26 protein-coding genes are annotated in these 23,236 nt (G+C 40.1%); 19 read left to right on the plus strand and 7 right to left on the minus strand.

The genetic code is table 11. The features are described from left to right. Positions 1–178: 178 nt before the first annotated feature. The 6 genes from ppnP (at position 179) to CXF64_RS18275 (ending at position 3,910) form a co-directional block, all read left to right on the plus strand. On the plus strand, positions 179–493 hold the full coding sequence (gene ppnP, locus CXF64_RS18250) for a pyrimidine/purine nucleoside phosphorylase (protein WP_002958974.1): 315 nt from the start codon (positions 179–181) through the stop codon (positions 491–493). A gap of 177 nt (positions 494–670) precedes the next feature. Continuing rightward, positions 671–1,027 (plus strand): ribosome hibernation-promoting factor, HPF/YfiA family, encoded by a 357-nt coding sequence (hpf, locus tag CXF64_RS18255; protein WP_007584763.1) that lies wholly within the window; start codon positions 671–673, stop codon positions 1,025–1,027. Positions 1,028–1,495: 468 nt separating this feature from the next. Next, positions 1,496–2,671, plus strand: a complete 1,176-nt coding sequence (locus CXF64_RS18260) for an NRAMP family divalent metal transporter (protein ID WP_101217714.1) — start codon at positions 1,496–1,498, stop codon at positions 2,669–2,671. 71 nt (positions 2,672–2,742) lie between these two features. Then, positions 2,743–3,198, plus strand: a complete 456-nt coding sequence (locus tag CXF64_RS18265) for a GNAT family N-acetyltransferase (RefSeq protein WP_101217715.1) — start codon at positions 2,743–2,745, stop codon at positions 3,196–3,198. Positions 3,199–3,276: 78 nt separating this feature from the next. Next, entirely contained in the window at positions 3,277–3,609 is a 333-nt protein-coding gene (locus CXF64_RS18270; protein WP_039486712.1) for a type II toxin-antitoxin system RelE/ParE family toxin, read from the plus strand. Further along, positions 3,596–3,910, plus strand: a complete 315-nt coding sequence (locus CXF64_RS18275; RefSeq protein WP_101217716.1) for a helix-turn-helix domain-containing protein — start codon at positions 3,596–3,598, stop codon at positions 3,908–3,910. The genes CXF64_RS18270 and CXF64_RS18275 overlap by 14 nt, the downstream gene beginning before the upstream one ends. A 122-nt stretch (positions 3,911–4,032) precedes the next feature. On the opposite strand, the gene CXF64_RS18280 is transcribed toward CXF64_RS18275, so the two are convergent. The 4 genes from CXF64_RS18280 to CXF64_RS18295 are packed head-to-tail and all read right to left on the minus strand — an operon-like array spanning position 4,033 to position 7,076. Beyond that, positions 4,033–4,737 carry a hypothetical protein gene (locus CXF64_RS18280; protein ID WP_101217717.1) on the minus strand — a complete coding sequence of 235 codons (705 nt, stop codon included), beginning with the start codon at positions 4,735–4,737 and terminating at the stop codon, positions 4,033–4,035. Positions 4,738–4,746: 9 nt separating this feature from the next. Then, positions 4,747–5,934: a vWA domain-containing protein gene (locus CXF64_RS18285; protein ID WP_101217718.1), complete on the minus strand. Its 1,188-nt coding sequence runs from the start codon at positions 5,932–5,934 to the stop codon at positions 4,747–4,749. Between the two features lies 1 nt (position 5,935). Then, positions 5,936–6,784, minus strand: a complete 849-nt coding sequence (locus tag CXF64_RS18290) for an AAA family ATPase (protein WP_010554437.1) — start codon at positions 6,782–6,784, stop codon at positions 5,936–5,938. Positions 6,785–6,836: 52 nt separating this feature from the next. Beyond that, complete coding sequence (locus CXF64_RS18295) at positions 6,837–7,076, minus strand: DUF1653 domain-containing protein (RefSeq protein WP_024594065.1); 240 nt, start codon at positions 7,074–7,076, stop codon at positions 6,837–6,839. A 60-nt stretch (positions 7,077–7,136) separates the two neighbouring features. Here CXF64_RS18295 and CXF64_RS18300 point away from each other — a divergent pair, with 60 nt between their 5' ends. The 11 genes from CXF64_RS18300 to rpoS all read left to right on the plus strand — a co-directional run bounded on the left by CXF64_RS18300 (position 7,137) and on the right by rpoS (position 14,723). Continuing rightward, a complete protein-coding gene (locus CXF64_RS18300) occupies positions 7,137–7,616 on the plus strand; it encodes a DUF2947 domain-containing protein (RefSeq protein ID WP_101217719.1) in 480 nt (159 codons plus the stop codon). A 75-nt stretch (positions 7,617–7,691) separates the two neighbouring features. After that, positions 7,692–8,327: a hypothetical protein gene (locus tag CXF64_RS18305; RefSeq protein ID WP_101217720.1), complete on the plus strand. Its 636-nt coding sequence runs from the start codon at positions 7,692–7,694 to the stop codon at positions 8,325–8,327. 37 nt (positions 8,328–8,364) lie between these two features. Next, positions 8,365–8,652, plus strand: coding sequence for a cell division protein FtsB (gene ftsB, locus CXF64_RS18310; protein WP_007584772.1), 288 nt, complete (start codon positions 8,365–8,367; stop codon positions 8,650–8,652). Continuing rightward, entirely contained in the window at positions 8,642–9,343 is a 702-nt protein-coding gene (ispD, locus tag CXF64_RS18315) for a 2-C-methyl-D-erythritol 4-phosphate cytidylyltransferase (RefSeq protein WP_101217721.1), read from the plus strand. Before ftsB ends, ispD begins: the two co-directional genes overlap by 11 nt. Beyond that, positions 9,340–9,837 carry a 2-C-methyl-D-erythritol 2,4-cyclodiphosphate synthase gene (ispF, locus tag CXF64_RS18320; protein WP_010554441.1) on the plus strand — a complete coding sequence of 166 codons (498 nt, stop codon included), beginning with the start codon at positions 9,340–9,342 and terminating at the stop codon, positions 9,835–9,837. The genes ispD and ispF overlap by 4 nt, the downstream gene beginning before the upstream one ends. Further along, positions 9,834–10,886, plus strand: coding sequence for a tRNA pseudouridine(13) synthase TruD (gene truD, locus CXF64_RS18325; RefSeq protein WP_101217722.1), 1,053 nt, complete (start codon positions 9,834–9,836; stop codon positions 10,884–10,886). The genes ispF and truD overlap by 4 nt, the downstream gene beginning before the upstream one ends. Then, the gene (surE, locus tag CXF64_RS18330; protein WP_101217723.1) at positions 10,867–11,631 is read left to right on the plus strand and encodes a 5'/3'-nucleotidase SurE; all 765 of its coding nucleotides are present in this window, start codon (positions 10,867–10,869) and stop codon (positions 11,629–11,631) included. Before truD ends, surE begins: the two co-directional genes overlap by 20 nt. Next, positions 11,621–12,259: a protein-L-isoaspartate(D-aspartate) O-methyltransferase gene (locus tag CXF64_RS18335; RefSeq protein WP_007584780.1), complete on the plus strand. Its 639-nt coding sequence runs from the start codon at positions 11,621–11,623 to the stop codon at positions 12,257–12,259. Before surE ends, CXF64_RS18335 begins: the two co-directional genes overlap by 11 nt. A gap of 9 nt (positions 12,260–12,268) precedes the next feature. Then, positions 12,269–12,847 (plus strand): YqaA family protein, encoded by a 579-nt coding sequence (locus tag CXF64_RS18340; protein ID WP_007584782.1) that lies wholly within the window; start codon positions 12,269–12,271, stop codon positions 12,845–12,847. Positions 12,848–12,888: 41 nt separating this feature from the next. After that, complete coding sequence (locus tag CXF64_RS18345; protein WP_101217724.1) at positions 12,889–13,713, plus strand: peptidoglycan DD-metalloendopeptidase family protein; 825 nt, start codon at positions 12,889–12,891, stop codon at positions 13,711–13,713. Positions 13,714–13,748: 35 nt separating this feature from the next. Further along, on the plus strand, positions 13,749–14,723 hold the full coding sequence (gene rpoS / locus CXF64_RS18350; RefSeq protein WP_007584786.1) for an RNA polymerase sigma factor RpoS: 975 nt from the start codon (positions 13,749–13,751) through the stop codon (positions 14,721–14,723). Positions 14,724–14,814: 91 nt separating this feature from the next. On the opposite strand, the gene mutS is transcribed toward rpoS, so the two are convergent. Next, positions 14,815–17,400, minus strand: a complete 2,586-nt coding sequence (mutS, locus tag CXF64_RS18355; RefSeq protein WP_101217725.1) for a DNA mismatch repair protein MutS — start codon at positions 17,398–17,400, stop codon at positions 14,815–14,817. A 21-nt stretch (positions 17,401–17,421) separates the two neighbouring features. Here mutS and CXF64_RS18360 point away from each other — a divergent pair, with 21 nt between their 5' ends. Both CXF64_RS18360 and recA read left to right on the plus strand, forming a co-directional pair. After that, on the plus strand, positions 17,422–17,910 hold the full coding sequence (locus CXF64_RS18360) for a CinA family protein (RefSeq protein ID WP_101217726.1): 489 nt from the start codon (positions 17,422–17,424) through the stop codon (positions 17,908–17,910). A gap of 69 nt (positions 17,911–17,979) precedes the next feature. After that, positions 17,980–19,023, plus strand: coding sequence for a recombinase RecA (recA, locus tag CXF64_RS18365; protein WP_024591486.1), 1,044 nt, complete (start codon positions 17,980–17,982; stop codon positions 19,021–19,023). A 380-nt stretch (positions 19,024–19,403) separates the two neighbouring features. Here the strand turns inward: recA and CXF64_RS18370 are convergent, their stop codons facing one another. Both CXF64_RS18370 and CXF64_RS18375 read right to left on the minus strand, forming a co-directional pair. Next, positions 19,404–21,527 carry a TonB-dependent siderophore receptor gene (locus CXF64_RS18370; RefSeq protein ID WP_101217727.1) on the minus strand — a complete coding sequence of 708 codons (2,124 nt, stop codon included), beginning with the start codon at positions 21,525–21,527 and terminating at the stop codon, positions 19,404–19,406. Positions 21,528–21,747: 220 nt separating this feature from the next. Then, positions 21,748–22,914 (minus strand): DcaP family trimeric outer membrane transporter, encoded by a 1,167-nt coding sequence (locus CXF64_RS18375; protein WP_010554447.1) that lies wholly within the window; start codon positions 22,912–22,914, stop codon positions 21,748–21,750. Between the last annotated feature and the right edge of the window lie 322 nt (positions 22,915–23,236).

Here is a 23,236-nt window from a genome sequence, read left to right on the forward strand (position 1 = left end):
TGATTAAATAAAGTAAGTAATTGAAAAACCCGCACATGTTGCGGGTTTTTTTATGCCCTTACATGAAGCAACTTCACCTTGAACAATGCAGCTTTCCTTGCAAGAAAGTAAGCTATCAGGCAAGGTAGTGCGATAAAATTTATAAATAAAAATCTTAAATTAATAGCAGGAGCTAAAAATGCCAAAGTTCGATAACGTGAGTGTAGTAAAAAAAGCCAATGTATATTTTGACGGAAAAGTGTCGAGCCGTACCGTTATTTTAGGTGATGGCGAAGCGAAAACGTTAGGCTTTATGCAACCAGGTGAGTTTGTTTTTGATACAAACCAAAAAGAGTGCATGGAGCTTTTAGCTGGCCAATGGGATATTTTATTACCAGGTGCAAGTGAGTGGAAAACATTTAACGCGGGTGAATCGTTTAATGTTGATGCAAATGTAAGCTTTAAAGTAAAAGTATCTGATTTTGCTGACTACTGTTGTTCGTACACAGATTAATCAGTACAGCTAGACGTCTGAAAGCCCATGCACTATGGGCTTTGCATAAACTTTGCGCAACGCATGATTTAAATCACCAAAAACTGCAAATAAACCTCAAATATCTCTCTTTTTTCCTTGTGTTAATCTAAATAGCCCCCAATACTATTTATGAGGTAACAAATAAAAGGATACCCTATGAAAATTAATCTTTCTGGTCACCATGTTGAAGTTACTGACTCTATTAGAGAGCACATCAACGAAAAATTTTCAAAAATCGAGAGCCATTTCCCATCGCTTATTGCACTCGAAATTATTTTGTCTAAAGAACATCATAAAATCCAAGCTGAAATTAGCACTAATTATGAAGGCACGCGTATATCGGTAAAAGGGGAAAACGAAGTTATGTACCCCGCCATTGCAAGTGCAGCTAAAAAACTCGATGCAGCACTAAAACATCGAAAAGGGCAGATAAAAGCAAACTTACACGAAAAGCCTGTTAGCACTACACCTGAAATCGCACACGAGATCATCCAAGAGATGGATCTTAAATAAAACTCAGTCACAAAGTATTGTAAAAAAGAGCCGTATGGCTCTTTTTTATTGCCTGTAATTTAGGTAAGTTATGCGTTCTTGCAGTTTATTAATTATAAAGGTTAGGGTCTGTTTATCTTTCGAGGTTGAATTTACAGCTGTATGTTGGGCTTTTAGGCAAGGCAGAGCCTATGTAGTGTGGTTCTTCCCCATAAATAGGCGATAACGCAGCATAAAAGCCCAACATACGCTGCCCAAAGGGTTCTGCCTAGGGACGATTAACTCTTTATTGCTCGATTTTTACTTAGCCCACTAGGTTACAAACCTCGCGCTGCGATTAAATCGCCCCTAGGTTGAATAAATTTCAATCCTGAAAGGTCAACAGACCCTGATAAAAAGAACACACAACACACATATTTTGAGAAATTAATGCACACAACAAAAGCAGTATGGAAGTCTCGACTAGGTGCGCTTGGACCTGGAATACTCATGGCAACAGCCGCTATTGGCGGTTCTCACTTAGTTGCGTCTACGCAAGCTGGGGCAATATTTGGCTGGCAATTATTTTGGCTTATCCTCGTTGTTAATGTTTTAAAGTACCCGTTTTTTCGCTTTGGTATGGAATACACACTCGCCACTAAAAATAGCCTAGTGGAGGGCTATAAAAGCAAAGGCCCGTTTTACTTTTACAGTTTTATTGGCTTAAACATTGTTGCCGCTGTTGTTAATACCGCCGGCGTATTACTGCTTACCGCAAGCTTACTGCATTACGCCTTACCCATGGTTATTGAAGTAACCTTGCTTTGTTGGATGCTGCTGGGTGTATGTTTAGTTATATTGCTACTAGGGCACTTTAAAGCGCTAGATAACGTTGCCAAAGGCATTATGGGGCTGCTTACGCTCGCTACTTTGATTGCCCTTGCCATTGCATTTAGTAACGGCCCAATGGCACCTGCTGATTATGTGGGACCTTCACCGTATGAACTTGCCATGCTTAGCTTTATGGTGGCTTTAATGGGCTGGATGCCAGCCCCTATCGAAATATCTGCATTAAGTTCTTTATGGCTAAAAGAAAAACAAGCACAACAAACAGTTTCTAAAAGCCAAGGCTTGTTCGATTTTAACGTAGGTTACTGGCTTACAGCTGGCTTAGCCTTGGTATTTTTTAGCTTAGGTGTATTAGTGCAGTACGGGCAAACCAGTAGTATAGAACTCGGCGGTGTCGCGTTTGCCAAGCAGCTTATTGATATGTACGCATTAACAATAGGCGAGTGGGCAAGGCCGCTTGTATCAGCAATCGCTTTTTTATGTATGTTTGGCACTACACTCACCGTGCTTGATGGCTACGCCCGTACGCTTAACGAATCTCATAAACTACTTGGCTTTAAACAATCAAAACACAGTCTAAATGTTTGGTTAATACTACAAGCACTTGCCGGTATGGCCGTTATTTTATTTTTTAAATCAGCCCTTGGCCCCATGCTTACGTTTGCGATGACGCTTTCATTTGTCACAACGCCAGTGTTTGCATGGCTTAACTTTAGCCTTGTGCGCTCAGAGCCTGCTATAAAGCATAGCGTTTTACTACGTAGTTTAACGTGGTTAGGTTTGGTGTACTTAGTTGGGTTTGCTGTCGCTTTTGTAGTGTGGAAACTAGCATTCTAAATACAGCCACTTACTTTAGGGTTTTAATTAAAGCCCTAAAGCATTAAATTCTAGGATTAAACGAGGTATAAATGGATATTAGAATAGGTGAGCTTTCAAACCCACACGTTATAAAGTTACTACAAGCGCATCATAACGATATGTTAAAACACTCACCCGTTGAGAGCGTACATGCACTTGATGTGAGTAAACTCACTCAGCCCGATATAACTTTTTATAGCTTATGGATTGATAATAATTTAGCGGGTGTTGGCGCTTTAAAAGCACTAAATGCGACCGAAGGCGAAATTAAATCAATGCGCACATCAAGCAGCTATTTACGCCAAGGCATAGCCGCTAAGTTACTCACGCATATTATTGAGCAAGCAACACTGCGTGGTTATAAAACACTAAGTTTAGAGACCGGCACCGCAGAAGCATTTTTGCCCGCACAAAAGCTTTATACTCAGTTTGGTTTTAAAGAATGCGAACCGTTTGGTGATTATGAGCTAGACCCGTATAGTTTGTTTATGGGTAAAGGGCTTTAGCTAAAGCAAGAAATACCTGCCGCTACTCGTTTAAAATCTTCAATTGAATTTATACGCTATCTGCGTATACTTTAATGTATGAAAAGCCTATTTGTTGAATCAAACATATTCGAAAAGTACCGAGAGCTGTACTTGAGTGATGACGAGTATCGTTTATTTCAAGCAGATCTAATGGTTAATCCAAAACAGGGCGATGTTATTCAAGGAACAGGCGGCTTACGTAAAATACGAGTTGCGAGCAAAGGAAAAGGTAAGCGTGGAGGTTCAAGAGTTATATATTATTACTTGGACGATAAAAGACGTTTTTATTTACTCACTATTTACAGTAAAAACGAAGTAACCGATTTAACAGCAGATCAGAAAAAGCAATTAAAAGAATTCTTAGAGGTGTGGCGCAATGAGCAAACGTGATTTATTTTCAGAATTAACTACAGCACTTGTAGACGCTAAAGCGCATTCACAAGGAAAGCTTACGTTACGTACTCATACGGTAAATGATATTAACGATCTTGCTATCTCACCTGATGAAATAGTAAATATTCGAGAAACATTTAATATGTCGCGCGGTGTATTTGCAAACATTCTACATACCTCAGCAAGAACGCTCGAAAACTGGGAACAAGGACGCAGTGCACCGAATGGGCAAGCGATAACATTGCTAAAGCTTGTGCAGCGTCATCCTGAAACATTGAATCATATAGCTGAGTTATAGAATTTTATAAACCTTATCAAAGTGAATGAGGCATTTAGACAATCTTGGCTTATTTGTTTTAAAATCAAAAGAGAGACGCAACTTAATAACTTGTTCTGGTGTGTATCTGAAGAATCGTAAGACTATTCTTCAGATGAAAGAGCCTCTTCCCATGCAGGAAGAGCTAACCTTTTTTCATCGGGGAAAAGTAACTCTTGTAGTTGCTCATAGTAATTATTAATTTCATAATAAAAACTTGAAAAATCTAAGTAGGCATGACTTGCTTTCAGGTATATCATCTTTGAGACAATTAAATTTGATTGGTACTTATCTGAAGGCAGCTTAGCTAAACTAACGAAAATTCCTTTTTTAGAGCTTTCAATGTTTATTACTACTTGCTCCATATCACTATGTATTTTATCTAAAAAGCTTTGTTGTACCTCAATTTTTCTCTTTAATGCATCGCTATTTGACCCACCATTTAGCTTGAGATTAGAGATTAGTTCTTTTAAGTTTTTGTGCTGCTTTTCAAATTCATTACTCTGACTAACATACTCACTTATATTAACGAAGTAATTAACTATATTACCTAGAAGTTCTAATTTCATTTCAATAGACTTTTGTGTAAGCCAAGAATTTCTGGCATTCCAGGCTAAATAAGCTAGAGCAACTGTACCAATCATGATCAAGAAAGTGCTGGTGGAAGTTATCCAGTCAGCAAGGCTGTCCTGTTTAAATTTACTTAGTAGTATATCCATAATTGAATTCGTAGAAATACCTACGATGAATCCAATTAATATGAGAAGAGTACAAACAAGCCATTCATTTAAATAAATACTTTTTTTCATGTTATTCCTTTAACTCAGCTCTTTTATCGCTCTACTTATTCCATCTAAGCTCAGCGCATACATGCGGTTGTTCATTAACTCTTTTATAAAGCCAATTGATTGATAGTACGGCCAGTGTTCAACCGGTTGTGGGTTGAGCCAAGCTACCTTATCGAAGTGATTGGTAATGCGTGCAAGCCAAGCACTGCCGGGCTCTTCGTTGTAGTGTTCTACCGAGCCGCCCGCATAAGCTATTTCGTAAGGGCCCATAGTGGCATCGCCCACAAATATTACTTTATAGTCGCTGGTAAATTTATTAATCAGCGTCATGGTGTCAATCACGTTTGAATGGCGGCGCGCGTTGTCTTGCCATACGTGCTCGTATAAACAGTTATGAAAGTAGTAAAACTCTAAATGTTTAAATTCGCTGTGGGCGGCGCTAAATAGCTCTTCGCAGGTATGAATGTAGTCATCCATTGAGCCGCCAATATCAAACAGCATGAGTACTTTTACTGCATTGTGGCGCTCGGGTGCCATTTTTACGTCCAGCATGCCGCCTTGTTTTGCAGTAGCGCGAATAGTCTCGTTTAAATCAAGCGTGTCGCTTGCGCCAGTGCGGGCAAATTTACGTAGTTTTTTAAGGGCGAGTTTAATTGTGCGCGAGCCAATTTCTCTGTCGGTGTCGAGGTTTTTGTATTCTCGTTTATCCCACACTTTTACTGCTTGGCGGTTACGGTTGCCGTCTTGCCCTATACGCACGCCTTCTGGGTTATAGCCGTATGCACCAAAAGGTGATGTGCCGCCAGTACCTACCCATTTATTGCCGCCAGCGTGGCGTTTTTGTTGCTCTTCTAAACGCTCTTTTAGGGTTTTCATAAGCTCATCGAGCCCGCCCATGGCTTTAAGTTGAGCTTTTTCTTCATCGCTTAGGTTTTTTTCAAACTCTTTACGTAGCCAATCTTCAGGTAAGTTGTGCTGTTGCTTTAAACTCTCGAGCAAATCAAGGTCGGCAATACCGCTAAAGTAGTCGCTAAAGGCTTTGTCGAAGCGATCAAAGTGCGTTTCGTCTTTTACCATTATGGTGCGTGCTAAATGGTAAAAGGCGTCTACGTCGGCAAATATAACGCCTTTTTTTAAGGCGTTTATTAAATCGAGTAGCTCGCGCAGGCTTACCGGTAAGCGGTATTCACGCAGTTTGAAGAAAAACGCAATCAACATCTTAACGGCGGCTCATAAAGGCGAGTTTTTCAATTAGGCTTATGTCTTGCTCATTTTTAAGTAATGCGCCAAACATTGGCATTAAACCGCCTTTTTTAGCTTTGTCGTGCAGTGTTTTAGCGTCTATGTCTTCAGCCATTAAAAGCTTTAGCCAGTCGAGTAATTCGCTCGTGGATGGCTTCTTTTTAAGGCCGTTGGCTTCGCGCAAGTTAAAAAACACCTCAAGTGCTTGGCGTACTAAATCCTGTTTAACGTTAGGGTAGTGCACGTCAATAATTTGCTGCATTTCGTCGCTGCTAGGAAAATCAATATAATGAAAAAAGCAGCGGCGTAAAAAGGCGTCCGGCAATTCTTTTTCATTATTTGATGTGATGATCACAATAGGGCGCTCTTTTGCGACAATGCGTTCATTAGTTTCGTAAACATGAAACTCCATTTTATCGAGCTCAAGTAGTAAGTCGTTTGGGAACTCTATGTCGGCTTTGTCTATTTCATCAATTAAAAGCACTGGGCGTTTGCCGTTAAGCTCTGCATATGTAAACGCTTGCCAAAGCTTACCTTTAACGATGTAGTTGCCAATATTGTGTACACGCTCGTCACCTAATTGACTGTCGCGCAGGCGCGAAACCGCGTCGTACTCGTATAAACCTTGCTGCGCTTTAGTAGTCGATTTTATGTGCCACTGAATAAGCGTGGTATCTAGGCTTTTAGCTAACTCCTCAGCCAGCATAGTTTTACCTGTGCCAGGTTCGCCTTTAATTAAAAGTGGTTTTTCAAGCATAATGGCAGCATTTACAGCTTGTTTAAGCGCGCTACTCGCTATGTAATTGTCAGTTGAATTAAATTGCACGGTGTACCCTTGTCTGGTCTGAGGAGTAAGTTATTTTGTTATAATGCCATAGTTAAACGGCAGGTCCAAGGTAGGCAAAACGCTGTATGACCTCACCTTCTTTTTCAACAGTTTCTAAAAACATACTAAGTGGGCGCGCCCACATACCAAATTCACCATAGAGTGCTTGATAAATCACAAGCTGCTCCTCGGTTTCGCTATGGGTGGCAACATGAACAACTTTGTATTGCGGCCCTTTGTAGTGTTGGTATATGCCTGGTTTGAGTGAAAGTGGTTTTATTGCTGTAGTCATGTTTTGATCTCTTGTATAATTTGGCTTTGCACTTTTAATGTTAACTAATTTGCCAATACTATGAACTATATTTCGCTAGATGATTACAAAAAAGCATGGGTTTTTCGTCATAAAGACTTACCTGTATCAGATGAAGACGCAGTAAAAATAAAGCCTATGGGAGATGAGCGCGCAGCCGTACTTTGGACAACCATGGTAAGCCGTGAGTTTGATCACCCAGATTTTTTTGAAGACACCGATTGGTGTGGCCAAGAAAAAAGCTTTAGCCAAGAAGTAGATTGGCAAGATGCGTGGGAAAATGGTGATGCGCAACCACCAGAAGCAATCTTAACGTTTTTAGATTGGGAAGCTAACACCACTGTTTATTTTTGTATGGCACGCGATAATATTATTGAAACAACCTTTGATGTATTTAAACGCAATTGGCAAAACTTTATGTTTTTAGCTGATGGTAGTTTGTTAATTGGTAAAAAACGAAATACGGTTGTGCAATTTTTAGAGTCGGGTAATGCCAAGTTAGGTGAAAAACCTAGCGCTTAAATTAATACGCGGTGCTTAAAAAATGTTCGTTGTTGTGTTATAAAACATTTACCTGAATATTTTTGAGTACAGCTATTGGTCGCTAAAAATCAGTCACTTGGTGCTCAGCAGCAAGTAGAAATTTGGCAAACTGATGCACAAAAAGTGTTGTATGCACAATTGTGTAATGCGTTTTATCAGCGTGAGGTTCAGCGATTAGTTGCAGAGCCTAATGCCGATAAACTGCGCCGTCAGTTAAAAAGCCTACCTTATTATATTGAGCGAGCTGCAACGTTAGTTGCCAATGGTGACACGCCTTTTACGCTGGACGCGCAAAATGGTACGTGGCTTGAAAAGCAAAAACCGACCCCACCCGATGTGAATGTTCAAGCTAATGAACTTTTTTATCAAACGTATGCCAAAGTGGGGCTTATAGTGCCCGTTATATTACATGGCTACGATCAGGTGCGTCTTAGAATAGACAGTATCGATCAGTTAGGCGAAAATAAGCTGCATTGTAACGAGCTTGGTTGGTTTGATTTTTTAGGAAATGGGCTAGAGCGGCAAAATGCTCAGTTAATAAAGCCAAGTAAAGTGAGTTTAACCGCTGCATGTTGCGGGCATCAGTGGCAATTTTCGAAGCGTTGTATGCCACGGGTTTTATCACTACGCGAAATGCTTTTAGCGGGTAGTATTAATTGGCGCAATTTAAAGCGCCCCTTAGCGTATTAAAGTTAAGGTATTTGGAATTTAAAATAAGGAGTGTTAAATGCGTATTTTTCAAGTTGGCTTACTGTGCTTAGCACTGTTTGTACAATACAGATTATGGTTTGGTCATAATGGTTTACAAGACTACACACGGCTAAAAGGTGCTGTAGCGTCGCATCAAGAAACCAACGAAAAGCTCATTAAACGTAATAAAGTACTTAAAGCAGATATTGAAGATTTAAAGCTTGGCCAAGAAGGCATTGAAGAGCGTGCACGCAACGAATTAGGAATGATTAAACCGGACGAAACATTTATTCGTGTTTTACCGGGTAAACAATATGACAAATAAACAGACTATTGCAGCAATTGTACCTGCTGCGGGCGTTGGCAGTAGAATGCAGCACAATGCGCCTAAGCAATATATACAATTAGCCGGTAAAACCATTTTAGAACACACCTTAGCTAAACTTTCTCAATTATCTCAATTACGCACTATTGTTGTTGCCCTTAGCGACAGCGACCCCTATTTTGACGAACTCCCAACACTTGATAAGCGCATTGTTCGCGCCAGTGGCGGTAAAGAGCGTGCAGATTCAGTACTCAATAGCTTACTTTTTTTAGCGCCCAATCCTCCAGCATGGGTGCTTGTACATGATGCTGCGCGTCCGCTAGTTAATATCAGTGATATAGAACGTTTAATTGATGAATGTATACGCGCTGATGAAGGCGGTATTTTAGCTAGCAAAGTAAAAGACACCATAAAACGCGGCCACACTCATGCCCTACAAACTGTGCCACGAGACGATTTATGGCAAGCACTTACCCCGCAGTTTTTTAAATATGACGAGCTTAAAAATGCATTGCAAAACGCATTAGCAAACGGGGCTACTATTACCGATGAAGCCAGTGCAATTGAGTGGGCGGGTAAGCCAGTAAAGCTTGTAGCAGGTCGCAGCGATAATATTAAAATAACCACGCCAGAGGATTTAGACTTGGCTGGGTTTTTATTACATAAACAACAAAACGAGAGTGCATTATGATACGAATTGGCCATGGTTTTGACGTACATAAATTTGGCGGCGAAGGCCCGTTAACTATTTGTGGTGAAAAAATTGATTATCCACAAGGCTTTTTAGCGCACTCAGATGGCGATGTCGCTATTCATGCATTATGTGATGCTATTTTAGGCTCGCTTGCAATGGGTGATATTGGTAAGCACTTTCCAGATACGGCTAGCGAGTATGAAAATATCGACAGCCGTATTTTACTTCGCCATGTGGTGAGCTTAGCTAAAGAGCAAGGTTATGTAATTGGCAATGGCGATGTGACTATTGTTGCACAGGCGCCAAAAATGCTGCCACACATTCAAGCTATGCGTGCTAATTTAGCCAGCGATTTAAATTGTGACCTTAGCCAAATTAACGTTAAAGCCACTACTACCGAAAAGCTAGGCTTTGAAGGGCGCAGGGAAGGTATTTCGAGCCATGCGGTGGTTATTATGAGTAAAGAGCTTGCGAGTACAAAAAACGCATGAGCGATTTAAATTATTTATACGGTGCACCGCTTTCTAAAGCTGATTTTAAAACCACTGCTGAAGACTTTATGGTTGATGAAGACCTAGGTATAGAATTTACCGGCAGTGGCGAACACGTGTGTTTGCAGGTGGTTAAAAAAGGCGAAAATACGCAATACGTTGCAAAGCTAATTGCACAGCGTGCGGGTGTTTCACCGCGAGACGTAAGTTACGCCGGCATGAAAGATCGCCACGGAGTGTGCTCACAGTGGTTTAGTGTAAAAGTACCGATTAAAAAGCCTATCGATTTTAGCGATTTAAATAGCGAGAGTATTTTTATTGTGTCGCAACAGCGCCACGACCGTAAATTACGTACGGGTTGCCACAAAGGTAATAGATTTACTATTACGCTTCGTAATGTAACCAAGCCCCTTGATATTCTATGCCGTATTAATGCTGTACGCGCAGGTGTGCCTAATTACTTTGGTGAACAGCGCTTTGGGCATGGCGGTCATAACTTAGTAATGGCTGAAAAAATGTTTGCTGGGGAGCGCATTCGCGATAAAAAACTGCGCGGTATTATTATTTCAGCAGCGCGTTCTCATGTATTTAATCAAATAGTAAATTTACGCGTTAAAGAGCATGGTTTAGCTAAAACAATGCACCGTGAAGTATTTATGCTCAGCGGCAGTAATGCATTTTTTGAAGATGCAATTAACGACGAAAACATAGAGCGATTAGCCACTGGCGATATTATGATGTCGGCACCTATGGTGGGCAAAAGCGAAAAAGGTTTAACCGAACAAGAAAAAATATGGCTTGAACCTTTCCAAACATGGTGCGATGGCTTAGGTGAGCTAGGCCTTAAAAATGAGCGCAGGATGCTGCGTTTAATTCCGCAAAACTTAACGGTTGAGACCATAGATGAAACCAGTTTAAAACTGAGTTTTGGTTTGCCAAAAGGGTGTTTTGCAACTGCATTATTACGTGAGCTGGTGGACTATAAAGATGCTAGCCCTCGAGAGCGCAAAGAAAAGGATAATGACATAAATGAAGATACTGCTAAGTAACGATGATGGCGTAAATGCTAAAGGCATTGCGGTTTTATATCAGGCGCTTATACAAATTGCAGAGGTAACCCTTGTTGCACCTGATCGCAACTGTAGTGGCGCAAGTAATTCTTTAACACTAATGAACCCGCTACGAGCGACTACACTCGAGAATGGTTTTATGTCGGTAAATGGCACACCTACTGATTGTGTGCATTTAGGTGTCAATCAGTTAGCTAATGAAAAACCAGACCTTGTTGTTGCTGGCATTAACCATGGTGCTAATTTAGGCGACGATACACTTTATTCTGGCACCGTTGCAGCTGCAACTGAAGGTCGCCATTTGGGCTTACCTGCAATTGCAGTATCGCTTTGCTCACATAAAGGTGAGCATTTTGAAACAGCCGCTGCTGTTACCGTAAATATTATTAAAGGTTTGGCTTCGCATCCGCTTCCAAAAGATCAAATAATAAATATAAATGTGCCAGATATTCCACTAAGTGAATTAAAAGGGGTGCAAGTAACTCGTTTAGGTGCTCGTCATAAAGCAGAAACCATGACGAAACAAACGGATCCCTGGGGCCGTGATATTTATTGGTATGGATCGCTTGGCACCGAAAGTGATGCAGGTGAGGGTACCGACTTTTACGCAATCAATAACGGTTATGCCTCTGTTACGCCATTAAGTGTTGATATGACAGCCAAAGACAGCCTAAAAGCAGTAGGAGACTGGTTAGCCGATTTGGAGATTAATCGTGCTCGCTAATTATACCCGCAGTGCAAAAGCGCTATCTGACTTACTAAAGCGCGAAGGCGTTGAAGATACACAAGTACTGAGTGCTATTGCTGATATTCCGCGACATATATTCGTAGACGATGTGCTAAAACACAAAGCTTATGAAAATACGGCGCTACCTATTGGGCAAGGGCAAACTATTTCCCAGCCTTATATAGTAGCGCGCATGACAGAGCTACTTCGCTTAGCTGGTGTGCGCAATAAAGTGCTGGAAATTGGTACTGGCTCTGGATATCAAACTGCAATATTAGCCAAAACGTTTACAAAGGTTTATTCGGTAGAGCGTATTAAAACGCTTCAGTGGCAGGCAAAGCGTCGATTGCAGCAACTCGATTTATATAATGTAACCATGAAGCATGGTGATGGTTGGCAAGGCTGGCAATCACAAGCACCTTTTGATGGTATTATAGTGACTGCTGCGGCCTCTAAAGTTCCGCAAGACTTACTTGCTCAGTTAGCCGATGGAGGCGTGTTATTAGCGCCCATTGGTGAGAGCGATCAAAAATTAGTAATGGTTATCCGCGAAGGCGATAATTATAAAGAGCATGTTATTGCTCCCGTTAGATTTGTGCCGTTAGTACCTGGCGATATTGAATAGGAATTCATTTTGAAGTTGTTTACCAAGTTATACGATATGGCCCTAGTGTGGGCAAAGCACCGCCATGCGGAACGTTATTTAGCTGCAATGAGCTTTGCAGAGTCAGTTTTTTTTCCAATACCGCCCGATGTAATGCTTGCACCTATGTCGCTTGCGCAACCCAAAAAAGCATGGCGTTTTGCAAGCTTTGCCACAATAGCATCGGTTGTTGGTGGAGTAGTTGGTTATTTGCTTGGTTTTTGGCTATTTGAACCCGTTGTTGAGCCATTGATTGCACAAATGCACTGGCAAGAAAAGTTTGATATCGCATTAAATTGGTTTAAAGATTACGGTGTTTGGGTTGTGTTTTTAGCTGGTTTTTCGCCTATACCATATAAAGTATTTACCATTGGCGCAGGTGTTTTACAAATGGCATTTTTACCATTTTTACTCGCATCGGCGATTGGACGTGGTGCGCGATTCTTTTTAGTTTCAGCCTTAATGAAGTGGGGCGGGGCTAAAATGGAAGCAAAATTACGTCAATATATTGAAATACTTGGTTGGGGATTAGTGGTATTAATTGCGCTAGCGTACTTTTTATTGCGTTAAGCGTTAAAAATATCAATTGTCTAATTTGGGAGAAAAATACAATGAATAAACAGTTTTTACTGTATGTGATTATATTTGTTGGTGTTTTTCTCTCTGGTTGCTCTTCTCGCCATATTCCAGCGCCTGTTAGCAGCCTAAATAATAATGTTAATGATTTAGGTCATACCATTAACATAAATGGCGATATTTATAAGGTGCAAAAAGGTGATACGCTCTATTCGATAGCCTTTAGCGCCGGTAAAGATTTTAGATTACTTGCAAAAAACAATTCAATTCCATCACCTTACACAATTTTCCCTGGGCAAAACATCTCCTTAACCCCCAAGCCCGAAAAAACAAAAAGGGATGAAAAATATACGAATTTGAGTAAAAAGTCTATAAAAAACACACAAAAAAATAACATAATATTAAAGAAAGAGCTTGATCCTCCAAAACAACGAGAGTATGTTCAGAAACAAGCCAGTAACAAAGTTAGTAATACTAAACGTTTGTCGAGCAGTAAAGTTAAGTGGTTTTGGCCTGCAAAGGGCAAAATTACCAAACGCTTTTCTAATAAGGAAAACGGTTATAAAGGTTTACAGATTACTAATCGCAAAGGGGCTTCAGTCTTAGCTGCGGCACAAGGAACAGTGGTATACGCGGGTAACGCTCTACGAGGTTATGGTAGTTTAATCATATTGAAACATAATGATGATTACCTAAGTGCTTATGCACATAACTCGAAATTACTTGTTAAAGAAAAGCAGAAGGTTAAGGCAGGACAAAAAATAGCAGAAATTGGTAATTCAGAATCTCCGGTCACCGCGCTTCGTTTTGAAATTCGCTACCGAGGGCAAGCTGTCAATCCTGCTAAATACCTACCCTAATTTTCAGGTATTGATAATTGCTCGGGAGAAGGCTTATGGCTAGCGCAGCAAAACTTGACAAACACACTACGACTGACGAAAAATTTGATGACATCGCTGCTGATGAAAGCACAACTTTACTAGATAAAGTAGAAGACGATGAAATCTTTGCAAAAGAAGAAGTAACTAAAAATCTTGATGCCACCCAACTTTATTTAGGCGAAATTGGTTTTTCTCCTTTGCTTAGCGCAGAAGAAGAAGTGTTTTTTTCTCGCAAATCACTTCGAGGTTGTGAAGCCTCACGCAAACGTATGATTGAAAGCAACTTACGTTTAGTTGTTAAAATAGCACGCCGTTACAATAACCGTGGCCTTGCTCTACTCGATTTAATTGAAGAAGGTAACTTAGGCTTAATTCGCGCCGTTGAAAAATTTGACCCTGAACGTGGCTTTAGATTTTCTACTTACGCTACATGGTGGATACGTCAAACAATTGAACGTGCCATTATGAATCAAACTCGCACCATCCGCCTACCAATACATGTTGTTAAAGAGCTTAATGTTTACTTACGTACAGCGCGTGAATTAACTCAAAAACTTGACCATGAACCAACAGCTGACGAAATTGCAGCTTGCCTAGACAGACCCGTTGAAGACGTAACTAAAATGCTACGTTTAAACGAAAGAATAGCATCGGTTGATATGCCGATTGGTGGTGAAAACGACAGTGTACTGCTTGATATCATCCCAGATGAAAAAAGTGCAGGCCCTGAAGGCGAAGTACAAAATAATGATATTAATAAACACATCGTAGATTGGTTAGGTGAATTGAACCCTAAACAACGCGAAGTGTTAGCTCGTCGATTTGGATTACTTGGCTACGAGCCATCTACACTTGAAGATGTAGGTCGTGAAATAGGCTTAACACGTGAGCGTGTAAGACAAATTCAGGTAGAAGCATTACGTCGTTTAAAAGACATTTTGCAACAAGAAGGTTTAAGTACAGATAGCTTGTTTAATCAGTTTTCGTAACTGGTTAAATAGTTTAAGAGACTATGTGTGTTAAAAAGCCGAAGAATTTATTCTTCGGCTTTTTTTATGCTTGTAAATTACATGATATAAATTACAACAATGCTTTTAGTTTATATAATAAATCGTGCGCTTGGCGTGGCGATAAATTATCAGGGTCAATTGCGCTTAATTGTTCTTCTACTTCTGAAGGTGTACTTTGTGCAGCTTCATTATTAAAAGTAAATGCTTGTTGCTCAGTATTTGGTGCAGTAACGCTTTGATGATTTTCAAGTAACTTAAGTTTTTGCTTTGCTTGTGCAATAACAGCTTTTGGCACACCCGCAAGAGCAGCTACCTGTAAGCCAAAGCTCTTACTTGCTGCGCCATCAAGTACTGTATGCATAAAGGCGATTGTATCGTTATGTTCTATTGCATCGAGGTGCACGTTTACAAGGCCTGTTGTTTGTTCAGCAAGTTCTGTTAACTCAAAGTAGTGCGTAGCAAATAATGTTTTAGCTGATATTTTTGACGCTAAATGATCGGCTGTTGCATACGCAAGCGAGAGCCCATCGTAGGTACTTGTACCGCGACCAATTTCATCCATTAACACTAAAGACTGCGCCGTGGCATTATTTAAAATAGTTGCTGTTTCGGTCATTTCTACCATGAAGGTTGAGCGACCTGATGCTAAATCATCGCTTGCACCAATACGTGTAAATATGCGATCGATATTGCCAATTTTAGCGCTGTCTGCAGGTACATAACTGCCAATGTGAGCCATTAGTACAATAAGTGCTGTTTGGCGCATATAGGTTGATTTACCGCCCATGTTTGGACCCGTAATAATCAACATTTTACGTTGGCTGTTTAATTCAACAGGGTTAGCAATAAACGGTTCTTTCATTACTTGTTCAACAACAGGGTGACGACCTTGTTTAATGCTTATATTGTCGTTATCGCACAATTCTGGTTTTGCATAATTGAGTGAAAGTGCACGTTCGGCCAAGTTATTTAGTACGTCTAAATCGGCCAGTGCTGCTGCCATCATTTGCAGCTGTTCAATATGTGGAGCAATAAATCTAAATAGCTCTTCGTATAGTTGTTTTTCAAGCGCGAGAGCTTTTGATTGGCTACCGAGTACTTTATCCTCGTGCTCTTTAAGCTCTGGAATAATGTAACGTTCGTTATTTTTAAGCGTTTGGCGACGAATGTAGTCGGCTGGCACTAAGTGAGCATTGGCGCGGCTTACTTCAATAAAAAAGCCATGTACGCGGTTATAACCAATTTTAAGCGTACTTATCCCTGTGCGTTCGCGTTCACGCAACTCTAGTTGATCAAGTACGTCGGTTGCACCTTTACTTAAGTTACGCCACTCATCAAGCTCGCTGTTGTAACCAGGGGCAATAACGCCACCATCACGGATAAGTACAGGTGGATTTTCTATCACTGCACGTTCTAATAACTCTTGTAAATCAGGGAGCTCAGGCGAGTGCTTGATAATACCCGCTATACGAGGGTCGTTAGCATCACCTAACAAAGTATGTAGTGGCGCAAGTGCTTGTAATGCGCTGCGAAGGCGAGTTAAATCGCGCGGGCGAGCAGTACATAAAGCTAAGCGTGCAATAACTCGCTCTACATCACCAATCTCTTTTAATGATTCGTGTAATTCACCGCACAGTTGTACATCTAAAATAGCGCTAATTGCATTTAAGCGTGAATTTAGCTCGTCTTTATTACGTACAGGTGTATGAATACGGCGCTTAAGTAAACGAGAGCCCATAGGTGTTGCTGTTTTATCAAGTACCTGGGCAAGTGTATTTTCAAACCCACCTGATAAATTAACGGTAAGTTCTAAATTTTTACGGGTTGCGGCATCTAAAATAACAGCGTGTTCGTTGTGCTCAAGCGTAATTGCACGAATATGTGGCAGTGCAATACGTTGTGTATCTTTTACGTATTGCATTAAACAACCGGCAGCAACAAGCGCGCTGTGGGCTTTATCAACACCAAAACCAACTAAATCTTTAGTACCAAACTGATCGCATAATAAGTGCTGAGCCGTATCTAAGTCGAACTCCCACTCTGGGCGGCGGCGGGCACCTTTTATATGCTCAATTAAATGAAAGTTTTCAAAGCTTTCGCTATACAGAAGTTCTGCAGGAGCTAAGCGCTGAATAGTTGAGCTAAAGGCTTCGTCGGTGTTAACCTCTACAACGTTAAAGCGACCAGAGTTAATATCAAGGTACGCGATACCGTACAGACCTTTTTTACTTTGCCAAACGCTGGTAAGGAGGTTGTCTTGTCGTTCTTGTAAAAGCGCTTCGTCAGAAATTGTACCAGGTGTAACTATACGAACAACTTTACGATCGACAGGACCTTTACTGGTTGCAGGGTCACCAACTTGTTCACAAATAGCCACTGATTCACCCATTTGAACTAAGCGTGCTAGGTAGTTTTCTACTGCATGATAAGGTACGCCCGCCATAGGGATAGGATCGCCACCGGCTTTACCGCGATGTGTTTGCGAAATATCGAGTAATTGAGCGGCGCGTTTAGCGTCATCAAAAAAGAGTTCGTAAAAATCGCCCATACGATAAAACAATAAAATATCGCGATGCTCTGATTTTATTTTTAGATACTGCTGCATCATAGGGGTTTGTTGTTTTATAGTGTGTGGTGCATAAAGATCAAACGACATGTATTTACCCAAAGGCTGAATATGGAATTACATCAAGAGATTAAAACACTTGCTGCGCAATTAGGCGCTATTTTAACGGATAAATGCTTATGGATCACTAGTGCTGAGTCATGTACTGGTGGCGGAGTGAGTTATGCCCTTACAGATACGCCCGGAAGCTCGGCTTATATTGACCGCGCATTTGTGACTTACAGCAACCAAGCAAAGCAAGATTTGCTAAATGTAAGTGCCAGTACATTAGCAAAGTACGGTGCTGTGAGCGAACAAACAGTGCGTGAAATGGCATTAGGTGCTATTAAAGCAACAAATGCAAATATATCTATAGCTGTATCGGGTATTGCAGGACCTGGCGGGGCAACTGATGGCAAACCTGTGGGACTTGTGTGGTTTGGCATACAAATTAATGACAAAGTACTGACCTTTAAACAAGTATTCTCTGGCGATAGGGCTCAAGTTAGACTGCAAGCTATTGTATTTGCATTGAAAAGTGTAATAGATGAGATAAAATAAAAAAAATTAGCTTGATACTGTGATTTCATACAGTATACTTGATTACATTAGCTGGATTTGGAGAATAAAATGAACGATAACAAACAAAAAGCGTTGGACGCTGCACTATCACAAATTGAACGTCAATTTGGTAAAGGCTCAATTATGAAATTGGGTGATAACAAAGCGTTAAACATTGAATCTGTATCTACAGGCTCATTAGGTATTGATATTGCTTTAGGCATAGGTGGTTTACCTATGGGACGTATTGTTGAAGTATACGGACCTGAGTCATCTGGTAAAACAACGCTTACTTTACAAGTTATCGCAGAAGCGCAAAAAGAAGGCAAAACATGTGCCTTTATTGATGCTGAGCATGCTCTAGATCCAGTTTATGCACAAAAGCTTGGTGTTAACATTGATGAGCTTTTTGTATCGCAACCAGATACCGGTGAGCAAGCATTAGAAATTTGTGACATGTTAGTGCGCTCAAGCGCGGTAGACGTTGTTGTAATTGACTCGGTTGCTGCACTAACACCAAAAGCTGAAATTGAAGGCGATATGGGCGACTCGCACATGGGCTTACAAGCACGTTTAATGTCGCAAGCATTACGTAAGCTTACTGGTAACATTAAACGCTCTAACACGTTATGTATTTTCATTAACCAAATCCGTATGAAAATTGGTGTTATGTTTGGTAACCCAGAAACAACAACGGGTGGTAATGCACTTAAGTTTTACGCATCGGTACGTATTGATATTCGTCGTATTGGTTCTGTTAAAGAAGGCGATGAAGTTGTTGGTAACGAAACTCGCGTTAAAATTGTTAAAAACAAAGTAGCGCCGCCGTTTAAACAAGCTGAATTTATCATCATGTATGGTGAAGGTATTTCTAAGCAAGGCGAGCTAATTGACCTAGGCGTTAAGCATAAAATTGTTGAAAAAGCTGGTGCTTGGTATAGCTACTGTGGCAACAAGGTTGGCCAAGGTAAATCTAACTCAATTAAGTTTTTGAAAGAAAACCCAGAAATTGCAGATGAGATTGAAGGCAAGTTACGCGAAATGCTTTTATTAAAAGCAACTATTGAACCAGATGATGGTGAAGATAAGTTGGGCGATGACGCTGATCTTTAACAGCCTCAAATGAGTTTTTAAGCTTGATTTGACCCGAGCTTTAAAAAGCGTTAATCAGTAATGATTAGCGTTTTTTTGTTATTAAAAACTTAAAGTAGATAACCTGAGCTCTGGATAATAAATCTATCTCGAGCAGCTATTTTCAGCGCTAACTGCGTTGAATTTACTTACAATAGGCCAGCTATTGACGCGTAAATTCGCCTTGTTTCCACTGAAAATCTCTGGCTAGAGAAAATAAATTTAAATACCACTATGATTCAATACGTTAGTAAATCTCTTAACCAGAGTTTAGGTTAGATAAAATAAAAACGACACATTAAAAATGTGTCGTTTTTTAATTTAACCGCAAAAATCTACAGCCTTTAATTAATCAAATATATTTATAACTGCCAATTTACAGATAGAGCGTAGTTACGCGGTGCACCGTAGTAACCTTGTTCCCAGTATAGGCTGTGCAAATATTTTTCACCTGTGGTGTTATTAACGTTGAAAGTGACTCCTACGTTATCTGTAATTTTGTAAGTGGCCATTAAATCAAGTAACCCGTATGCATCTTGGTTGGTAGTAACACTTGCAATACCATTAGCATCTTTAACTTGAACTCGGCTAGTTGAATCCTGCCAGCGATAGTTTGCACCAAATGATAAGCCATCAACTAAAGGTACTTGATAGGTTGCGGCCACTTTAAGTTGGTTTTCTGGTGTGTAATCTTTTACTAAATCATCACCATCAATATTTAAATTACTAAAGCTAATACTTGCACTTAAATCATCTGTAAATTTACCACTTAACTCTACTTCAAAACCATTACTACTAATGCCATCAGCTGCATAATAACGCGTATCACTTGGTAATGAGTTAGCTATAGCAACAGCAAGGCCATCTTGTTTTGCATCAAAATAAGCAAACGTTACAAATAACTGGTCGTCTAGAAGCTGTGCTTTGACACCTATTTCGCTACTTTTTCCAGTAACAGCAGGTAGTTGATTGGCATTTATGTCTAGTTCTTTTTGCGGTACAAATGTTTCTGTATAGCTTGCATAAGCCGATAGAGATTCGTTAAAGTCGTACACTGTACCAATGTACGGTATTAGCTCAGAGTCACTTCGAGTTTGAGCAACGCCATAGGCTGTGCCTTTTGTTTCCCAATCGGTATAACGCACGCCAGCAAGTACACTTAAAGGCTCGCTTAATTTAATGCGAGTTGATATGTAAGCTGATTTTTGCTCGTTAGTAATATCACTACCATTTACGCCATCAGCAAGCGTTGCTTCTGGTATTACACCATCCCACGTTCTAAGTGATGGCATATCTGGAAAACCATTACCTGTAGTGTAATCGTAAAGAGATTGCTCTGTGTAATCCATTTTTGCTTGGCTAACACCAAATGATAGATCGTGCTCTTGATTAAATAAATCAAATTTACCACTGGCATATAGATCAAATAAATCATGCTTATCTTCGTAATCATAACGACTTGCATAACCTGTTAAACCAAGTTCAGTGTCTTTATTTGGTGTACCGTATACGTAGAACAGCTCTGAGTCTTGCTCGTTTTCGATGTGCGCATAGCGTGCTCTAGCCACCCATGTTGCTGATAAGTTTTGTTCAAGCGTTACATATACTTGCTCTGCACTGTTATCCCAGTAAGACCAATCAGCAGCAGTACTGGTTGATTCGTCATAGTCGGTTGGTGAGCCGTCGGTGTAATAAAGAGGTAGTGCCCCCCAAAGTGGGCTATCAGCATCTTTTTGTTGGTTAACGTAGTTAACGCTTAATAATGTGTTGTCTGTTAATTTTCCTTCATACGCTAAATAAATAATTGTTTTATCTGTTTCGTAACGGTCTAGGTATGAATCAGCTTTTTGCTTTGTAAATACAGCACGTACGGCGTGTTCTTCATTTATTGGCGTAGATACATCTAAATCTAAACGTTTTTTATTCCATGAGCCATACGAGGCTGATGCATTTGCTTGTGTTGTGTAAGTTGGTTTCTTTAAAACCATATTTACAGTTGCAGAAGGATTACCGGCACCGGTCATTAAGCCATTAGCGCCACGAACTATTTCTACACGGTCATAAATTGAAGTATCAAGACTGCCTTGAATAGATCCAGAGCTTTGTGGAATACCTAAGCCATCAACTTGAAAGTTAGTAATTTCAAAGCCACGAGCTTTAAAGTAAGTACGATCTGTTTCTATTTGCTCTACTGTTACGCCGGGGGTGCTTTCAAGTACTGAGTTTATATCGTCTAGTGAAAAGTCGTCCATTAATGCGCGTGATACTACCGAGATTGACTGTGGTGTTTCTTTAATTGTTAAACCTAGTTTGGTAGCTGATTGCGCTTCTTCTGTTATGTAGTTTTTGTGATGTTGACCATATACCGCAATTTTTTCGAGAGGTTCATCTTTTACAGTTGCTTCATCAGCAAGTGCATAACCAGATAGAATTAAAGAAGTAGCAAAGCTTAATTTAGATAAACGCAAAACTTGAGGGGACGACATAAGTTTTTCCAGTTAGTTCAAAAAGAAGTGCGTAACTTAATCTAAATGATATCGATTTGCAATTGAGTTGTGTGTTTTACCTATTATTATTCTATTTTGTTGGATTTTAGCGTCACATAAAGAGATTATGGGTACGAATTGATGAATTATATAGAACTTAATATCCCTTATAAAAAAAGCGGCCTAGGCCGCTTATTTAAAGTAGTTAGCTTTTTAGTTATTAAAAAGAGTATTTAACAGAGAATTGTAAACGATCTAAATCGCCATCTACGCCACTTTCAGTTTCACGCTCAGCATGTTTTAGCTCAGCTCCAAATGTTAGGCGTTTAACAGGGGAATATAAAATGTTAGCGCTATAGCTTTGGCTTGATTCAGTCGGATCACCAGAAATAGCTAATAAATCAGTGTTGTTATCAGCAGAGAAGAAAGAGTATAAGAACGTTGAACGCCATTGGCTTGTCCACTTGTGCTGGTAAGCAACAAAACCAGAAGTCGAATCAATGGCATCTAGTTCATCGCCATTAAGTACTGCGCCATGAGCAACGTTTAAGCCTACGTAACGGCCTAAGCCTTTACCTTGAGTAAGCATAAATTTAAGGTTGTCTTCACCAAGGTTTATTTTACCCGACGCACTAATACCAAAAGATGTTTCATCTGCATCAACACTGCCTACTTTATAAGTAAGTTGGCGAGCAAGCGCTGCAACAACAATGTTACCCCAATCAGCTTTGTGTGTGTAACGAGCTGTAAAGTCAGGCAATGATGCATCATCAGTTACTACCATACCGCTAGTAGTAGAAATTGTACTTTCTGGGTTTTCTAATGAGAAAGACCATGCGCCAGTGGTATATTTAATTTGCGATTGGCGAACAAATATAGTGCCTTCAGCTGGGCCTACAAAATCAAGCGTTTCAGCAAGGGCACCCACGTTTTGAAAGTTAGACCATGTTTGACCAAATAACCAACCGTCGTATGTCACAAACGCATGGCGAATACGTGGAGCATAAGAGTTTGATACACGTTCATTGCCGCCAGCAGCTGAGGCTAAAAAATCAATCTCAATTTTAGTGTTAACGGTCTTACCGTTATCCATAACAGTGGCTGTGCCAAAGTTAAAGCGTGACTCGCGAGCATGCATATCAAACACAGCATCTGAGCTGTTATCGTCGCCAACTGTTAGCGTACTTGGTACGTAAAAGTCACGACCTACGTTTGAACCTGCAGGCGCACCCGCTGAATAATCACTCCACATAGAGTCGAGTTTAATGTATCCACCGTAAGTAAATTCGGTATCACCAATTTTTGCAGCAGTTGCCGCGTATGCAGTACTTGATAGTGCACATAGTACAGCGCTTGCTGCCAATGTTTTTAATGGGGTAAATTTCATTGTGGTGTCCTTTATAGGCTACTTGTTATTTATTACTTTTTTTTCATAGATATTTGTATTACTTGCTACGAGTATTACTTACGAATAAAAAGGGTTGTTAATTTGGCTTTCAATTCACTTTCTATTTTCATTCGTTAAATAAAGCATTTTAGTAAGTACAACAAAATATCTTTATTAGAGTACGACAACACTGTTGAATATGTGCAATATTTACTCAATTACCTATTGGTCTATAAGACTAAGGTTTGAGAGCAGATTAGTTTGTATTTACTTACATTTAACGCGTTGTATTATTTATGTAAAAAAATTGAAAGCAGAAGGA

It is taken from the genome of Pseudoalteromonas sp. GutCa3, from assembly GCF_002836155.1.
In the GTDB taxonomy this organism is placed as follows: domain Bacteria; phylum Pseudomonadota; class Gammaproteobacteria; order Enterobacterales; family Alteromonadaceae; genus Pseudoalteromonas; species Pseudoalteromonas arctica.

What these genes read in the sequence shown, in the direction of transcription:
- hpf (WP_007584763.1), top strand. Translation starts at nt 671, where the DNA reads ATGAAAATTAATCTTTCTGGTCACCATGTTGAAGTTACTGACTCTATT.
- truD (WP_101217722.1), top strand. Translation starts at nt 9,834, where the DNA reads ATGAGCGATTTAAATTATTTATACGGTGCACCGCTTTCTAAAGCTGAT.
- CXF64_RS18300 (WP_101217719.1), top strand. Translation starts at nt 7,137, where the DNA reads ATGAACTATATTTCGCTAGATGATTACAAAAAAGCATGGGTTTTTCGT.
- CXF64_RS18370 (WP_101217727.1), bottom strand. Translation starts at nt 21,527, where the DNA reads ATGTCGTCCCCTCAAGTTTTGCGTTTATCTAAATTAAGCTTTGCTACT.
- CXF64_RS18275 (WP_101217716.1), top strand. Translation starts at nt 3,596, where the DNA reads ATGAGCAAACGTGATTTATTTTCAGAATTAACTACAGCACTTGTAGAC.
- CXF64_RS18285 (WP_101217718.1), bottom strand. Translation starts at nt 5,934, where the DNA reads ATGTTGATTGCGTTTTTCTTCAAACTGCGTGAATACCGCTTACCGGTA.
- ftsB (WP_007584772.1), top strand. Translation starts at nt 8,365, where the DNA reads ATGCGTATTTTTCAAGTTGGCTTACTGTGCTTAGCACTGTTTGTACAA.
- CXF64_RS18360 (WP_101217726.1), top strand. Translation starts at nt 17,422, where the DNA reads ATGGAATTACATCAAGAGATTAAAACACTTGCTGCGCAATTAGGCGCT.
- CXF64_RS18260 (WP_101217714.1), top strand. Translation starts at nt 1,496, where the DNA reads ATGGCAACAGCCGCTATTGGCGGTTCTCACTTAGTTGCGTCTACGCAA.
- CXF64_RS18345 (WP_101217724.1), top strand. Translation starts at nt 12,889, where the DNA reads ATGAATAAACAGTTTTTACTGTATGTGATTATATTTGTTGGTGTTTTT.
- rpoS (WP_007584786.1), top strand. Translation starts at nt 13,749, where the DNA reads ATGGCTAGCGCAGCAAAACTTGACAAACACACTACGACTGACGAAAAA.
- recA (WP_024591486.1), top strand. Translation starts at nt 17,980, where the DNA reads ATGAACGATAACAAACAAAAAGCGTTGGACGCTGCACTATCACAAATT.
- CXF64_RS18295 (WP_024594065.1), bottom strand. Translation starts at nt 7,076, where the DNA reads ATGACTACAGCAATAAAACCACTTTCACTCAAACCAGGCATATACCAA.
- mutS (WP_101217725.1), bottom strand. Translation starts at nt 17,400, where the DNA reads ATGTCGTTTGATCTTTATGCACCACACACTATAAAACAACAAACCCCT.
- ispF (WP_010554441.1), top strand. Translation starts at nt 9,340, where the DNA reads ATGATACGAATTGGCCATGGTTTTGACGTACATAAATTTGGCGGCGAA.
- surE (WP_101217723.1), top strand. Translation starts at nt 10,867, where the DNA reads ATGAAGATACTGCTAAGTAACGATGATGGCGTAAATGCTAAAGGCATT.
- ppnP (WP_002958974.1), top strand. Translation starts at nt 179, where the DNA reads ATGCCAAAGTTCGATAACGTGAGTGTAGTAAAAAAAGCCAATGTATAT.
- CXF64_RS18375 (WP_010554447.1), bottom strand. Translation starts at nt 22,914, where the DNA reads ATGAAATTTACCCCATTAAAAACATTGGCAGCAAGCGCTGTACTATGT.
- CXF64_RS18280 (WP_101217717.1), bottom strand. Translation starts at nt 4,737, where the DNA reads ATGAAAAAAAGTATTTATTTAAATGAATGGCTTGTTTGTACTCTTCTC.
- CXF64_RS18270 (WP_039486712.1), top strand. Translation starts at nt 3,277, where the DNA reads ATGAAAAGCCTATTTGTTGAATCAAACATATTCGAAAAGTACCGAGAG.
- CXF64_RS18265 (WP_101217715.1), top strand. Translation starts at nt 2,743, where the DNA reads ATGGATATTAGAATAGGTGAGCTTTCAAACCCACACGTTATAAAGTTA.
- ispD (WP_101217721.1), top strand. Translation starts at nt 8,642, where the DNA reads ATGACAAATAAACAGACTATTGCAGCAATTGTACCTGCTGCGGGCGTT.